General features: G+C 70.5%; 12 protein-coding genes. 4 read left to right on the plus strand and 8 right to left on the minus strand.

The window, feature by feature from the left end:
• Positions 1–19: 19 nt before the first annotated feature.
• From ACZ3KP_RS01120 to iolD, 7 genes are all read right to left on the minus strand, one after another.
• Positions 20–2,029 (minus strand): beta-galactosidase, encoded by a 2,010-nt coding sequence (locus ACZ3KP_RS01120; protein ID WP_467495321.1) that lies wholly within the window; start codon positions 2,027–2,029, stop codon positions 20–22.
• Positions 2,026–3,339 carry a glycoside hydrolase family 36 protein gene (locus ACZ3KP_RS01125; protein ID WP_467496732.1) on the minus strand — a complete coding sequence of 438 codons (1,314 nt, stop codon included), beginning with the start codon at positions 3,337–3,339 and terminating at the stop codon, positions 2,026–2,028. The genes ACZ3KP_RS01120 and ACZ3KP_RS01125 overlap by 4 nt, the downstream gene beginning before the upstream one ends.
• A 55-nt stretch (positions 3,340–3,394) precedes the next feature.
• On the minus strand, positions 3,395–4,282 hold the full coding sequence (locus ACZ3KP_RS01130; protein WP_467495323.1) for a carbohydrate ABC transporter permease: 888 nt from the start codon (positions 4,280–4,282) through the stop codon (positions 3,395–3,397).
• Entirely contained in the window at positions 4,279–5,259 is a 981-nt protein-coding gene (locus ACZ3KP_RS01135; RefSeq protein WP_361336888.1) for a carbohydrate ABC transporter permease, read from the minus strand. Before ACZ3KP_RS01135 ends, ACZ3KP_RS01130 begins: the two co-directional genes overlap by 4 nt.
• Before the next feature lie 8 nt (positions 5,260–5,267).
• Entirely contained in the window at positions 5,268–6,581 is a 1,314-nt protein-coding gene (locus tag ACZ3KP_RS01140; RefSeq protein ID WP_467495325.1) for an ABC transporter substrate-binding protein, read from the minus strand.
• Between the two features lie 311 nt (positions 6,582–6,892).
• Positions 6,893–7,678 (minus strand): GntR family transcriptional regulator, encoded by a 786-nt coding sequence (locus tag ACZ3KP_RS01145; RefSeq protein WP_467495327.1) that lies wholly within the window; start codon positions 7,676–7,678, stop codon positions 6,893–6,895.
• 29 nt (positions 7,679–7,707) lie between these two features.
• Positions 7,708–9,579, minus strand: a complete 1,872-nt coding sequence (gene iolD, locus ACZ3KP_RS01150; protein ID WP_467495329.1) for a 3D-(3,5/4)-trihydroxycyclohexane-1,2-dione acylhydrolase (decyclizing) — start codon at positions 9,577–9,579, stop codon at positions 7,708–7,710.
• 313 nt (positions 9,580–9,892) lie between these two features.
• Here iolD and ACZ3KP_RS01155 point away from each other — a divergent pair, with 313 nt between their 5' ends.
• From ACZ3KP_RS01155 to ACZ3KP_RS01170, 4 genes are all read left to right on the plus strand, one after another.
• Positions 9,893–10,912 carry a sugar ABC transporter substrate-binding protein gene (locus ACZ3KP_RS01155; protein WP_467495331.1) on the plus strand — a complete coding sequence of 340 codons (1,020 nt, stop codon included), beginning with the start codon at positions 9,893–9,895 and terminating at the stop codon, positions 10,910–10,912.
• A 5-nt stretch (positions 10,913–10,917) separates the two neighbouring features.
• The gene (locus ACZ3KP_RS01160) at positions 10,918–11,988 is read left to right on the plus strand and encodes an ABC transporter permease (RefSeq protein WP_467495333.1); all 1,071 of its coding nucleotides are present in this window, start codon (positions 10,918–10,920) and stop codon (positions 11,986–11,988) included.
• Between the two features lie 4 nt (positions 11,989–11,992).
• Positions 11,993–12,904 carry an ATP-binding cassette domain-containing protein gene (locus ACZ3KP_RS01165; protein ID WP_467495335.1) on the plus strand — a complete coding sequence of 304 codons (912 nt, stop codon included), beginning with the start codon at positions 11,993–11,995 and terminating at the stop codon, positions 12,902–12,904.
• Between the two features lie 440 nt (positions 12,905–13,344).
• On the plus strand, positions 13,345–13,515 hold the full coding sequence (locus tag ACZ3KP_RS01170; protein ID WP_467495337.1) for a hypothetical protein: 171 nt from the start codon (positions 13,345–13,347) through the stop codon (positions 13,513–13,515).
• 81 nt (positions 13,516–13,596) lie between these two features.
• Here the strand turns inward: ACZ3KP_RS01170 and ACZ3KP_RS01175 are convergent, their stop codons facing one another.
• Positions 13,597–14,601 carry a Gfo/Idh/MocA family protein gene (locus ACZ3KP_RS01175; protein ID WP_467495339.1) on the minus strand — a complete coding sequence of 335 codons (1,005 nt, stop codon included), beginning with the start codon at positions 14,599–14,601 and terminating at the stop codon, positions 13,597–13,599.
• Positions 14,602–14,603: the final 2 nt, after the last annotated feature.

A 14,603-nucleotide genomic window follows, 5' to 3' on the forward strand; every position in this document is an offset into this window, starting at 1 on the left:
GCCCCCCGGTCCTCGGCGGCTACCGGGCCCGCGGCTCCCGTACGACGGCGACGTCGCCGGGCGCCACGGTGACCGTGCCGTCGGCCGGCTTGCCGGACAGCAGTTCCACCGAGCCGGGAGCGACCGCGAGTTCGGCGCCCTGCCCGGTGTGGTCGATCACGAACAGGTAGTCCGCGTCCGCGCCGCGCCGCCGGGCCACCTCCACCCCCGCCGGGGCGGTGCGGACCGCGGCCACGCCCGCCTCGGCGCGGATCCGGTCCAGCAGCCCCGCCAGGGTGTCGGCGTCCGGGAGGGTGGCCACGTACCAGGCGGCACCCGAGCCGTACCCGTGCCGGGTGACCGCGGGCACACCGGCCAGCGGCCCGTCGGTGTACGACGTCACCACGTCCGCGCCCGCCGGGCGGACCCGCTCCGACCAGAGCGACCCGGTGCCGCCCTCGCTGAGCGGCACCCGCTGCCCGGGCAGCAGCGGGAACAGTTCGTCGGTGGACACGCCCAGCAGCTCCCGGAAGGCCCCCGGGTAACCGCCCAGCCGCACATGGCAGTTCTCGTCCACGGCGCCGCTGTGGAAGCCGACGGCGAGGGTGCCGCCGGCCTGGGTGAAGGCCGCCAGGTTGGCCGCGCCCGCGTCGTCCACCAGGTAAAGGCTCGGGGCGAGGACCGCCTTGTACGCCGACAGGTCGGCGTCCGGGCGGACGAAGTCCACGGCCACGCCCGCTCGCCACAGGGGCTCGTACCAGGCCCGGACCACGTCCAGGTAGCGCAGCTCCCCGCTGGGCTGGGAGGGCAGCTCGACCGCCCATCGGGCGTCCCAGTCCCAGACGACGGCCACCTCGGCCGTGCCGGTGCTGCCGCGGACCTCGGCCAGCGCCCTGAGGTCCGCGCCCAGCCGGACCACGTCCCGCCAGATCTGGCTGTCCGTACCCGCGTGCGGCAGCATCGCCGAGTGCCACTGCTCGGCACCCGCCTTCGCCGCCCGCCACTGGAAGTACGCGATGCCGTCGGCGCCGTGCGCCACATGGGCGAGCGCGTTGCGCCGCAACTCGCCCGGGTTCTTAGCCCGGTTGACGGGCTGCCAGTTCACGGCGCCCGTCGAGTGCTCCATCAGCAGCCACGGCCCGCCCGCCAGCGACCGCATCAGGTCACCGCTGAGCGCGACGTCGATCTCCGACTCGGGGTCGGTGGACATCAGGTAGTGGTCGTTGGCCACCACGTCCAGCTCCGGTGCCCAGCGCCAGTAGTCGAGGGCGTCGAAGGTGGACATCACCATGAAGTTGGTGGTGGCCGGGATCGCCGGGGCCGCCTCCCGCAGCACGTCCCGCTCGGCCGTGTACAGCGACAGCAGTTCGTCCGAGCAGAACCGGCGCCAGTCCAGCTGCTGCGTCGGGTTGGGTACGGCGCCGGTCGCGCGCGGCGGCAGGATCTCGTCCCAGTCGTAGTACCACTGGCTCCAGAAGGTGGTGCCCCAGGCGTGGTTGAGGGCGGCCAGGTCGTCGCCGTAGCGGGCCCGCAGCCAGCGGCGGAAGGACTCCGCGCTGGTGTCGCAGTAGCAGGCCGCGTTGTGGCAGCCGTACTCGTTGTGGACGTGCCACATCGTGACGGCCGGGTGGCTCGCGTACCGCTCGGCGATGGCGGCCGTGATGCGGAGCGCGGCCTCGCGGTAGGCAGGGCTGCTCGGGCAGAACGTCTGGCGGCTGCCGTACGACAGGGTGCGGCCGTCGTGGTCCACCGGGAGCGCCTCGGGGTGGGCGCGGAAGAACCAGGCCGGTGGCGCGGCCGTGGGGGTGGCGAGGTCGGCCGCGATGCCGTTCTCGTGGAGGAGGTCCAGGATCCGGTCCATCCGCGAGAAGTCGAAGACGCCCTCGGAGGGCTCCATCAGCGCCCACGAGAAGATGCCGACGCTGACCATGGTGACGCCCGCCTCGCGCATCAGGCGGACGTCCTCGTCCCAGACCTCCTCGGGCCACTGCTCGGGGTTGTAGTCGCCGCCGTAGGCGATGCCCGGGACGGAGAGGGTGCGGTCGCTCATCGGTGAACTCCGGTCAGAATGCGGCGGGTCGTCTCCACGCCCCACGGGTCGAGGGAGAGCAGCCGGTCGCTGGAGGCGACCAGGCCGCCGACGGCCTCCACGTGGGCCGCCCAGCGGTCACGGGTCTCCACCGCGGGGCGGGCCATCAGGCAGTCGGGGTCGTTGGTCCAGAGGCGCCGGTGCTGCCACTGGCGGGCGGCGCCGGTGAACTCGGCGGGGTCCTGGCCGGGCTGGCTGTAGTCACCGGCCTCGGGTCGGCGGTGCGGGGCCGTGTCGGGGCTGACCCGCATCGCGTCGAACAGGCCGATGGACGGCAGGACGGGGGCGCCGCAGCCCAGCAGGTAGGCGTCCGCGCCGATCGCCTCCCGGATCAGGGCGATGCCCAGCCGGTAGGCGGTCAGCGCGTCCGCGCCCGAGTGCCGGACGCCGTCCATCGCGCCCGCGTAGAGGAAGTCGGTCTTGAAGTAGTCGTAGCCCTCGGCGCGCAGCGTCGCGAACACGTCGGTGAGGAAGGCCGCGGCGGCCGGGTGCGTGGTGTCCAGGACGTACAGGTCGTGACCCCAGTTGCGGCCCGCGTGCAGCGGGCCGCCGTCGGTGTCGCGGACCAGCCAGTCCGGGTGCGTCGCGGCGAGTTCGCTCGCCGGGTCGACCAGGAAGGGCGCCGTCCAGATGCCCGCCCGGCGGCCGCGGGCGCGGATGGTGTCCGCGACGCCCTGCCGGGAGCGGAACCGGCCCGAGAGGGTCAGCCAGTCGCCCAGCGCCTTCTGGTAGCCGTCGTCGATCTGCACCACGTCGATCGGCAGGTCCAGGGTGTCCATCGCCCGCAGGTTCTCGTGGACGTCGTCCTCGGTGACGGCCGTGAAGTACTCGTACCAGGAGCACCAGACGGTCGGCGCGGGACGCGGCGCCGGCAGGGCGAGCGAGTCGGCCCATTCGGCCAGCACGGACTGGACGTCCGTGCCGGTCCACTCCTTGACCGGGCCGTCGGCCGCCACCTCGGCGACCGAGCCCGCGACCGTGAGGCGGATCGACGGCACCTCGTGCAGCGGGTCCGGCGCCGCCCAGAGCCGGACCGGGGAGCCGTCGCCCGGGTCGAGCGCCAGCAGGCCCTCGCCCTGGAAGGCCCCGGCCGGCACGGCGCGGCCGGGGCGGTAGCAGACGGTCGCCCAGTTGTGGTTCGTCGGGCGGTGGGGCGCGGCCCCGAGGGCGTAGGAGCCGCTCGGTGACCAGGACTGCCAGCCCTCCTCGTGGACACGGGCGGTGCGCGTGTCCACCGGCACGGCGGCGGCCGGGGTGAACGGGTTGTGCACGGGCTTCTCTTTCACGGGTGGCCGAGTGCGCACGCACCCGGCCGGGGGAGCCGGGTCAGCCCTTCGCGGAGCCCAGGGTCAGACCGCTGACGAACTGCTTCTGGAGCACGAAGTACACGATCAGTGTCGGGATCGCGGTGAGCAGCGAGCCGGCGGCGACCAGGTTCGGGTCGGTGAAGTACTGGCCGGAGAGGTTGTTCAGCGCCGAGGTGATCGGCATGTTCTCACCGGTCGAGATCAGCACCAGCGCCCAGAAGAAGTCGTTGTAGATCCAGATCGACAGCAGGGTCGCCAGGGCCGCCATGGCGGGCCGGCACAGCGGCAGCGTGATCTGCCAGTACAGCCGCCACACCGAGGCGCCGTCCACCAGCGCGGCCTCGGTCAGCTCGTGCGGGAGCGAGCGCATGTAGTTCGACAGCACGAACGCGCAGAACCCGGACTGGAACGCGACGTGGATCAGCACCAGACCGAGCGCCGAGTCGTACAGCTTGCCGCTCTGGGTGATGCCCGGCAGGTTGGTCAGCAGGTACAGCCGGTAGAGCGGGGTGATGATGACCTGCTGGGGGAGCAGGTTGCCCGCGGTGAACACCAGCAGCAGCGCCAGGTTGACCCGGAAGTCGAACCGGCTGACGTAGAACGCGACCATCGACGACAGGAACAGCGTGAGCAGCACGGCCGGGACCGCGATGATCAACGTGTTCATGAAGTAGTGGGTCATGTCCGACTGCGTGAACGCGTTCTTGAAGTTGTCGAAGTTCAGCGTGTGCGGCCAGGACAGGTAGCCGCGCGCGCTGGTCTCGCTGTAGGGGCGCATGGCCGAGAAGACCGCCCACAGCAGCGGGGCGAGCCAGGCCAGGGCCGCCCCGGCGAGGAACACGTGCAGCAGGATGCGGGCCGGGCGGATCGGGTTGCGCTGCTTGGCCAGCGCGCTCACGGTGCTCATGCGCGCCGCTCCTTCCGGAAGGTCGCGATCAGGTACGGAATGATCACGATCAGCGAGATGACCAGCAGGACCACCGCGATCGCGGAGCCGTAACCGATCCGGCTGGACTCGCCGATGATGTTGTTGGTCACCAGGATGGAGAGCAACTCGGTTCCCTGCGCGCCCTTGTTGAAGACGAAGACCAGGTCGAAGGCGCGCAGCGCCTCGATGATGGTCACGACCAGGACGACCGTGTTGGTCGGGCGCAGGGTCGGGAAGATGACGTTCTTGAACGTCTGCCACTCGTTGGCGCCGTCCAGGGCCGAGGCCTCCCGCAGCGACGGGTCCACGCTCTTGAGACCGGCCAGGTACAGGATCATCATGTAGCCGGCGTGCCGCCAGGACGCGGCGATCAGCACGGCCCACAGGTTGAGCTTCGGGTCGCCGATCCAGTCGATGTAGTGACCGGGCTTGTTGGCGCCGATGATGCTGTTGATCAGACCCGTGTCCGGGTTGTAGATCAGCTGCCAGACGAAGCCGATGCAGGCCATCGAGATGACGACCGGCAGGAAGAACGCGGTCTGGTAGATCCGGGTGAACCTGATCTTCTTGTCCAGCTGTACGGCCAGGAACAGGCCGAACGGCGTCGGGATCAGGATGAGCACGACGAACCAGATGACGTTGTGCTGGACCGCGGGCCAGAACTGCGGGTTGTCGGCGAAGAGCTGTTTGAAGTTGTCCAGCCCGACCCACTTGATGGAGTCGAAGCCGATGCCGTCCCAGGTGGTGAAGGCGAGGAGGATCGAGGCCAGGGCGGTCACCCAGACCAGGAGAACGTGCAGGATCGTCGGCACGCCCGCCATGAAGGCGAGCGTGATCCGGTCGCGGCGGGTCAGCAGGCGCTTGTGCCCCTGCCGGATCCGCTTCTTCTCGGACGCGCGCCCAGGAGGCGGCACGGCGGCCGCCTCCTGGGACTTCGTGGGGGTATCGGTGGTCATTCCAGAGCTCACTGGGAGGCGAAGATGGTCTTCTTCTGGCGCTCGATGGACGAGAGCAGGCTGTCGATCCCCTTGGGGTTCTGCAGGAACTTCTGCAGACCGGGCTGCATCACCGTGGAGGTGAAGTCCGGGCGGGAGTCGCGGTCCATGAACTGGGTGAGGTTCTTGGCGCCGCTGATCATCGTGTACGCCTTCTTCTGCAGCGCGGTGTACGACGAGGTGTCGGCCTTGCTGGAGGCGGCCACCACGCTGTTGTCGGCCTTCAGGTAGATCTGCTCGGCCTCGGGGGTGCCGAGGTACTCCATGAGCTTGACGACACCGTCGTGGTTCTTCGGGGACTTGCTGACCATGAAGCCGTCGGTGGGCGCCTCGACGGTGTCCTGGCCGTACGCGGAGTTGAGCTCCGGGAAGGCGAAGAAGTCGAGGTCGTCCAGGTCGGCCTTGTTGGTGAACTGCTGGCCCACGAAGGAACCGAGGACGTACATGCCGGCCTTCTTGGAGACCAGGGTCTGGGCGGCGTCCTGCCAGGTGCGGCCCATGAAGCCGTCCTGGTGGTAGGGGAGGATCTCGGCCCAGTGGTCGAAGACGGCCTTGACCTTGGGGTCGGTCCAGGACTCCTTGCCCGCCATCAGGGACTTGTGGAAGTCGTAGCCGTTGAGGCGGAAGTTGATCTGGTCGAAGGTGCCCATCGCCGGCCAGGCGTCCTTGTCGCCGAAGGCGATCGGGACCAGGCCGTCGCCCTTCATCTTCTTGCACAGGGCGACGAACGCGTCCCAGGTGGTGGGGACTTCGTAGCCCTTCGCCTGGAAGACGCTCTTGCGGTAGAAGATCGCCCACGGGTACGTGTACAGCGGGACGAAGTAGTACTTGCCGTCCTCGCCCTTGCTGAGCTGCTTCATCGCGTCGGGGAAGTTGTCCCCGATCTTCGCCCACACGTCGTCGATCGGCGAGGCCAGGTTCTTGGCCGCGAAGAACTGCATGCGGTACCCGGCGAACCAGGTGAACACGTCGTCCGGCGTGCCCTGCAGGTAGGAGTTGATCTGCTCCTGGAAGGTGTTGTGGTCCTTCGTGTTGACGTCGACCTTGATGCCGGACTGCTTGGTGAAGGCCGCGTAGATCTCCGCGAACGCCTTCTTCGGCACCGCGTCCGACGAGTTGGAGCCGAGGCTCACGGTCTTCGGGTCGGAGGAGGACCCGCTGCTTCCGCAGGCGGACAGCAGGGGTATGCCGGCACCGGCGAGGAGGGCGGCAGAGCCGGCCCCACGCAGGACGTTACGGCGGCTCGGACCCGGCACGTGAAGACCGGACGGGGAGATGCGCATGGCGGCTCCTGGAGTAACAGGGTTCGGCAAGGGGAAGAGCTGATCTTCGAAAGGTCCCGAAACCGATCAGAAACCAACTCGGCCGAACATCGTGGGCGCAATAACAGCCGCTTGTCCTCTCATGCGTCAATAGCCTGCGTCTCTCTCGCCCGTCTCTTGCCCGAAACGTAATCGTCATGGTCGCCTGCCGGTTTGTTGAACAAAGCGGGACGACCGAGCCCCCACCGGACAAACTCCGTGGGGGCTCGTGTGCGGGCATGTTGGTTTCACACCCCCGGACCTGCTGCTCCCGCCTCCTCGCCGACGACGGGCTACGGCCGGACGAGCAACTGGAAGTCGAAGGCGTACCGGGACGCCCGGTAGACGTGGCTGCCGTACTCCACCGGCCGGCCGGTGTCGTCGTAGGCCGTGCGGCGCATGGTGAGCAGGGCGGCGCCCGCCTGCTCGTCCAGCCGGGCGGCCTCCTCGGCGGTCGCGCTGCGGGCGCCCACGGTCTGCCGGGCGCTGTGCAGGGTGATGCCGGCCGTGCGCATCATCCGGTACAGGCCGGTCGACTCCAGACGTTCCGTCTCCAGGTCGAGCAGGGCCGCCGGCAGGTAGTTGCACAGGAACGCCACCGGCTGGCCGTGGGTGCAGCGCAGCCGCTCCAGGACCACCACCTCCGCGCCCTCCGCGATGCCGAGCGCCGCGGCCACCTCGGCGGTCGCCGGGATCCGCTCGTTGCGCAGCACCCGGGTGGTCGGGCCCTGCCCGGCCGACTCCAGGTCGTCGTAGAGGCTGCTCAGCTCCAGCGGGCGCTTGACCTGACTGTGCACCACCTGGGTGCCCACGCCCCGGCGACGCACGAGCAGGCCCTTGTCGACCAGCGACTGGATGGCCTGGCGGACCGTGGGCCGGGACAGGCCGAGCCGCACCGACAGGTCGATCTCGTTGCCCAGGAGGTTGCCCGGCGCCAGCACGCCGTGCTCGATGGCCTCCTCCAGCTGCTGGGCGAGCTGGTAGTAGAGCGGCACCGGGCTGCCCCGGTCCAGGGCGAAGTCCAGGCTGTCGAGCGCCGGGACGGTCGCGGCGCGGGTGGAATCACCGGTTCTGGCCACCGGGAGACCTCCTTCCGGGGTTCTGGGGGTCACAGGTGCCGGACGCGGTCGGCGACCTGCCGGTCGTAGTCCGCACGGGCGTGTACGGCGGCCTCACGGGACGCGGTCTCGGCGACCGGCACGTCCCACCACGCCTCGGCGGGCGGGGCGCCGGTCGCCGGGTCCGTCTCCACGTACACGCACGTGGGCCGGTCGCTCGCGCGGGCCGCGGACAGCGCCTCGCGCAGCTCCCGCACCGTCTTGGCGCGCAGCACGTCCATGCCGAGGCTGGCCGCGTTGGCGGCGAGGTCGACCGGCAGCGGGGCGCCGGAGAAGGTGCCGTCGGCGGCCCGGTACCGGTAGGCGGTGCCGAACCGCTCGCCGCCCACCGCCTCGGACAGGCCGCCGATGGAGGCGTAGCCGTGGTTCTGGACGAGGACCAGGTTGACCGGCAGGCCCTCCTGGACGGCGGTGACGATCTCGGTCGGCATCATCAGGTAGGTGCCGTCGCCGACCAGCGACCAGACGGTCACGTCCGGCGCGGCCTGCTGGACGCCGATGCCCGCCGGGATCTCGTACCCCATGCAGGAGTAGCCGTACTCCAGGTGGTACTGGCGCGGCGAGCGGGCCCGCCACAGCTTGTGCAGGTCGCCCGGGAGCGAACCTGCCGCGTTGATGACGACGTCGTCATCCCCGACGACGGCGTCCAGGGCGCCGAGCACCTGGGTCTGGGTCGGTACGGAGTCCTCGTCGTCCGCGCGGTAGGCGGCCTCGACGACGGCCTCCCAGCGCTCCTTGCCCGCCCGGTACTCGGCCACGTACTCCGCGGCCACCCGGTGCCCCGCGAGGGCCTCGGTGAGGGCCGTGAGCCCGGTGCGCGCGTCGCAGACCAGCGGGTGCGCGGACTGCTTGTGGGCGTCGAGGCCGGTGATGTTCAGGTTCAGGAAGCGGACGGCCGGGTGCTGGAAGAGGGTGCCGGAGGCCGTGGTGAAGTCCGAGTACCGGGTGCCCACCCCGATGACCAGGTCGGCGGTGCGGGCCAGGTCGTCGGCGACGGCGGTCCCGGTGTGCCCGATACCGCCCAGATCGGCCGGGTGGTCGTGGCGCAGCGAGCCCTTGCCCGCCTGGGTCGAGGCGACCGGGATGCCCGTGGCCTCCACGAGGCCCCTCAGGGCGTCCTCCGCGCGGCTGTGGTGGACTCCGCCGCCCGCCACGATCAACGGGCGCCGGGCGGCCCGTACGGCGGCTGCCGCGGCCGTCAGCTCGGCCGGGTCGGGGGCCGGCCGCCGTACCCGCCAGACACGGTCGGCGAAGAACTCCTCCGGCCAGTCGTAGGCCTCCGCCTGGACGTCCTGGGGGAGGGCGAGGGTGACCGCGCCGGTCTCGGCCGGGTCGGCGAGCACGCGCATCGCGTTCAGGGCGGAGGGGATCAGCGCCTCGGCGCGGGTGACCCGGTCGAAGTAGCGCGAGACCGGACGCAGGGTGTCGTTCACCGAGACGTCGAACTCGGTCGGGTGCTCCAGCTGTTGCAGCAGCGGGTCGGGGGCGTGGCTCGCGAAGTAGTCGCCGGGCAGCAGCAGCACCGGCAGGCGGTTGATGGTGGCGAGGGCGGCGCCGGTCACCAGGTTGGTGGCGCCCGGGCCGATGGACGTGGTCACCGCCTGCGCGGAGAGCCGGTCCAGCTGCCGGGCGTGCGCCGCGGCCGCGTGCACCATGGCCTGTTCGTTGCGGCCCTGGTGGTACGGCATGACGTCGCCGTACTCCAGGAGCGCCTGGCCGATCCCGGCCACGTTGCCGTGGCCGAAGATGCCCCAGGTGCCGGCGATCAGCCGGTGCCGGACGCCGTCGCGCTCGGTGTACTGGGCGGACAGGAACCGCACCAGTGCCTGGGCCACGGTCAGGCGGGTGGTCGGCTGGCTCATGGGGACCTCATCAGGGCGGGGGTGGGGGTACACCCGGCGGAAGCGGGTAGGGATCGCCTGCGTACGGGCTTCGGGGTGGGCAGGACGCCCCTCAGGTGTAGATCGGGACGGGTCGCACTGTCAATGGTTTGTACTTACATTCGGACCTGAGCGTGAAATGATGTCTTAACAAAGTATTGACAGCGGGCCGCACAGGGGCTTGTATCCCGTCCCAACACGCAGCACCGGCTCGGACCACCACTTTTCGGCCCGGGCCGGCACGGGATCCCCGAGATCCCCCTTTTCCCCCGGCGCACAGTGAGGTGCAGGAAAGATGGACCGCTCAGCCCGTACCCGTACGCGGAAACTGGCCCCCTTCGTCGCCGCGGCCGCGGCGGCCGCCCTGGCTCTTACCGGCTGCTCCAGCAGCACCGGGGGAAAGAAGTCCGAGGAGGGCGGCGCGGCCGCCTCCGCGGGCAAGGCGAGCACCCCCCGCATGACGGTCGCGCTCGTCACCCACCAGGCGCCCGGCGACACCTTCTGGGACATCGTCCGCAAGGGTGCCGAGGCGGCCGCCGCCAAGGACAACATCAAGCTGGTCTACTCGGCCGACCCGAACGCCGGCAACCAGGCCAACCTGGTGCAGAACGCGATCGACCAGAAGGTCGACGGGATAGCCGTCACCCTCGCCAAGCCGGACGCCATGAAGGACGTCGTCTCCAAGGCGAGTTCGGCGAAGATCCCGGTGGTGGGGCTCAACTCCGGCCTGAGCGACTGGAAGAAGCTCGGTCTGCTCGAGTTCTTCGGCCAGGACGAGACGGTCGCGGGCGAGGCGCTCGGCAACCGGCTGAACACGGAGGGTGCCAAGAAGGTCGTCTGTGTCATCCAGGAGCAGGGCAACGTCGGCCTCACCCAGCGCTGCGACGGCGTGAAGAAGACGTTCTCCGGGACGACGGAGACCCTGTACGTCGACGGCACCTCGCCGACCTCGGTCAAGTCGACGATCACCGCCAAGCTCAAGCAGGACGGCGCCGTCGACCACGTGGTCACGCTCGGCGCCCCCATCGCGCTGATCGCCGTGCAGTCGGTGTCCGACGCGGGCAGCAAGGCCAAGATCGCCACCTTCGACCTGAACAAGGACCTGACCGGCGCCATCAGCAAGGGCACCATCGAGTTCGCCGTGGACCAGCAGCCCTACCTCCAGGGCTACCTCGCGGTCGACTCGCTGTGGCTCTACAAGAACAACGGCAACTACAGCGGCGGCGGTGAGCAGCCGGTGCTGACCGGTCCGGCCTTCGTCGACAAGTCCAACGTCGAGAAGGTCGCCCAGTTCGCCGCGAAGGGCACTCGGTGATCGGTATGAGTCAGCAGTCCGCGCCGGCGGTGGAGACACCGCCGGCCCCCGGCTCGCGGGAGAAGGACGGCCGCACCGCACAACGGCCGCTGGCCCTCAGGCTGCTGGCCCGGCCCGAGGTGGGCGTCTTCCTCGGCGCCGTCGCGGTCTACGTCTTCTTCCTGGTCGCGGCCCCGCCGGTGCGCGAGGCCAGTTCGATGGCGAACATCCTCTACCAGTCCTCGACCATCGGCATCATGGCCATCCCGGTCGCCCTGCTGATGATCGGCGGCGAGTTCGACCTCTCGGCCGGTGTCGCGGTGGTCACCTCGGCGCTGACCGCGAGCATGCTGGCCTACCAGCTGTCCATGAACGTGTGGGTCGGCGTGATCGCCGCGCTCGTCGTGTCGCTCGCCATCGGCGCCCTCAACGGCTGGCTGGTGGTCCGCACCGGACTGCCCAGCTTCCTCATCACCCTCGGCAGCTTCCTGATCCTCCAGGGGGTCAACCTCGCCGTGACCAAGCTGGTCACCGGCAACGTCGCCACCGACGACATCAGCAACATGGACGGCTTCAACCAGGTGAAGAGCATCTTCGCCTCGACCGTCACCATCGGCGGCGTCGACGTGAAGATCACCATCTTCTGGTGGCTGTTCTTCGCCGCCGTCGCCACCTGGGTCCTGCTGCGCACCAGGTACGGCAACTGGATCTTCGCGGTCGGCGGCAACAAGGACAGCGCCCGCGCGGTCGGCGTCCCGGTGAACTTCACCAAGATCTCGCTGTTCATGCTGGTCGGCTTCGGCGCCTGGTTCGTCGGCATGCACCAGCTGTTCTCCTTCAACACCGTGCAGTCAGGCGAGGGCGTCGGCCAGGAGCTGATCTACATCTCCGCCGCGGTGATCGGCGGCTGCCTGCTCACCGGCGGCGCCGGTTCGGCGATCGGCCCGGTCTTCGGCGCCTTCATGTTCGGCATGGTGCAGCAGGGCATCGTCTACGCCGGCTGGAACCCCGACTGGTTCAAGGCCTTCCTCGGCGTCATGCTGCTCGGCGCCGTCATGATCAACCTGTGGGTCCAGCGCACCGCGACCAGGAGGTGACCCGATGACAGACAACACAACCGGAACGCACGGCGCCATCCTCCAGGACACCGCGCCCGCCGACGGCGGCCCGATCGTCGAACTGCGCCGCACGGGCAAGTCGTACGGCAACATCCGTGCCCTGCACGGCGTCGACCTCAAGGTCTTCGCCAACCAGGTGACCTGCGTCCTCGGCGACAACGGCGCCGGCAAGTCCACCCTCATCAAGATCATCTCGGGGCTGCACCAGCACACCGAGGGCGACCTCCTCGTCGACGGCGAGCCGGTGCGCTTCGCCAGCCCGCGCGACGCCCTGGACAAGGGCATCGCCACCGTCTACCAGGACCTCGCCACCGTCCCGCTGATGCCGGTGTGGCGCAACTTCTTCCTCGGCTCCGAGATGACCAAGGGCCCCTGGCCCCTGCGCCGTCTCGACATCGCCAGGATGAAGGAGACCGCCGACCGGGAACTGCGCAACATGGGCATCGTCCTGGACGACCTGGAGCAGCCCATCGGCACGCTCTCCGGCGGCCAGCGCCAGTGCGTGGCCATCGCCCGTGCCGTCTACTTCGGCGCCCGCGTCCTCATCCTCGACGAGCCGACCGCCGCCCTCGGCGTCAAGCAGTCCGGTGTCGTGCTGAAGTACATCGCCGCCGCCCGCGAACGCGGCCTGGGCGTCATCTTCATCACCCACAACCCGCACCACGCCTACATGGTCGGCGACCACTTCAGCGTACTGCGCCTCGGTACCCTCGAACTCTCCGCCCAGCGCAGCGACATCACCCTCGAAGAGCTCACCAACCACATGGCGGGCGGTGCCGAGCTGGCCGCCCTCAAGCACGAGCTCTCCCAGGTCCGCGGCGTGGACACCGAGGAACTCCCGGAAGAGGAGGACCTCGGCGCCCCGGTGGCGAGCGGTCCCGAAGGCAAGGCCTGACGGGGCCGGCTCCCCGACGACCGCCGAGACCCCGGAGCCGCCGGAGCTGACCGGCGCGCAGTGGGCCCACCGCGCCGAGGGCACGCCGTTCGGCCGGCCGCGGCCCGGGGTGCGATGTGCCGGCCGCGGCCTGGGTGATGTGCCGGCCGCGGCCAGCGGTGGGCTGTGCGCACCGCCCGCCGGGGCACCGGAACCGGCCCCGGCCTGGAGGCCGCGCGGCGACCGGGCGCGCCGCGCCGGACAAGCCGCTGCCCGTCGCGGCACGGACCCGCAGGTTCTCGCGGTCCTGTGGCGCCCGACACCTGACAGCCGCATCCCGGGGCCGCGCGGAGAGATCCGCGCGGCCCCGCGCGCGCCCCGGCGGGTCCGGGAACACCCGCCGGGGCGCGCGCGTTCTCCCGGTGACAGCAGGATCCGTTGCCACGGCGGGGAGGACCGGCATGAGCCACGAGGACACGACGACCGAGGCGGGCCGGCGCAGGGAGCGGTTCGGCGTCCTGCCCGAGCGGATCCGCCCGGAGGACATGGTGGAGACCAGGCCGGCGGTCCAGCACGACCCGGACCGGGACAGCTACGACCCGGACGAGTTCGCCGTCCGCTACGGCCTCTGAGCGACCAAAAGAAGGACGACGGGGCGGCTCACCCGGACCGCGTGCTCGGTCCTGGTGGCCGCCCCGTCGCCGTGCGCGGCGTCAGGCTCCGCGCACCTCTGCGATCGTCACCGGACGGTGCTCGTGCAGAGACAGGGTGCAGGCCTCGGCGATCCAGCCCGCCTCCAGGGCGTCCTCGACCGTGCAGGGGGAGGTCCGGGTGCCGGCGACCACCTCGGTGAACGCGGTGAGTTCGGCGCGGTAGGCGGCCGTGAACCGGTCCATGAAGAAGTCGTGCGGGGTGCCCGCGGGGAAGGTCACGCCGGGCTCGACCGAGCGCAGCGGGAGCTTGTCCTCCAGGCCGACCGCGATCGAGTCCTGGAAGCCGTGCAGCTCCATGCGGACGTCGTAACCCCGGGCGTTGTGCCGGGAGTTGGAGACCACCGCGATGGTGCCGTCGTCCAGCGTGAGGATCGCGCCGGTGGTGTCGGCATCGCCCGCCTCCCTGATGTAGTCGGCACCCCGGTTGCCGCCGACCGCGTAGACCTCGGTGACCTCGCGGCCGGTCACCCAGCGGATGATGTCGAAGTCGTGCACGGAACAGTCCCGGAAGATGCCACCGGACGCGGCGACATAGGCGGCCGGGGGCGGCGCGGGGTCCAGGGTGGTGGAGCGCACGGTGTGCAGCTTGCCCAGTTCGCCCGCCTGCACCGCGGCGCGCGCGGCGACGAACCCGGCGTCGAAACGCCGGTTGTACCCGATCTGGATGGGCACCCCCCTGCCCTGGACGGCCTTGAGGACCTCGACGCCGTCGCTCATGTGCTTGGCGACGGGCTTCTCGCAGAAGACGGGGACGCCGGCCTCGACGCCGGCCAGGATCAGGGCGGGGTGGGCGTCGGTGGCGGCGGCCACGACGATGCCGTCCACCCCGGCGGCGAGCAGCGCCTCGGGCGAGTCCACGACCTCGCCCCCGAACTTCTCGGCGGCGGCCTTCGCGGCGTCCGCGAACGGGTCGGTGAGGACGAGTGACTCGACGGCGTCGAGCCCGGAGAGGGTCTCGGCGTGGAAGGCGCCGATGCGGCCGAGGCCGAGGATTCCGATACGCATGG

Source organism: Streptomyces sp. NPDC020958, assembly GCF_055562175.1.

Bases quoted from the DNA above. Each gene is read 5' to 3' on its own strand.
- iolD (WP_467495329.1), bottom strand. From the start codon at position 9,579: ATGAGCCAGCCGACCACCCGCCTGACCGTGGCCCAGGCACTGGTGCGG.
- ACZ3KP_RS01155 (WP_467495331.1), top strand. From the start codon at position 9,893: ATGGACCGCTCAGCCCGTACCCGTACGCGGAAACTGGCCCCCTTCGTC.
- ACZ3KP_RS01135 (WP_361336888.1), bottom strand. From the start codon at position 5,259: ATGACCACCGATACCCCCACGAAGTCCCAGGAGGCGGCCGCCGTGCCG.
- ACZ3KP_RS01120 (WP_467495321.1), bottom strand. From the start codon at position 2,029: ATGAGCGACCGCACCCTCTCCGTCCCGGGCATCGCCTACGGCGGCGAC.
- ACZ3KP_RS01160 (WP_467495333.1), top strand. From the start codon at position 10,918: ATGAGTCAGCAGTCCGCGCCGGCGGTGGAGACACCGCCGGCCCCCGGC.
- ACZ3KP_RS01130 (WP_467495323.1), bottom strand. From the start codon at position 4,282: ATGAGCACCGTGAGCGCGCTGGCCAAGCAGCGCAACCCGATCCGCCCG.
- ACZ3KP_RS01165 (WP_467495335.1), top strand. From the start codon at position 11,993: ATGACAGACAACACAACCGGAACGCACGGCGCCATCCTCCAGGACACC.
- ACZ3KP_RS01175 (WP_467495339.1), bottom strand. From the start codon at position 14,601: ATGCGTATCGGAATCCTCGGCCTCGGCCGCATCGGCGCCTTCCACGCC.
- ACZ3KP_RS01140 (WP_467495325.1), bottom strand. From the start codon at position 6,581: ATGCGCATCTCCCCGTCCGGTCTTCACGTGCCGGGTCCGAGCCGCCGT.
- ACZ3KP_RS01170 (WP_467495337.1), top strand. From the start codon at position 13,345: ATGAGCCACGAGGACACGACGACCGAGGCGGGCCGGCGCAGGGAGCGG.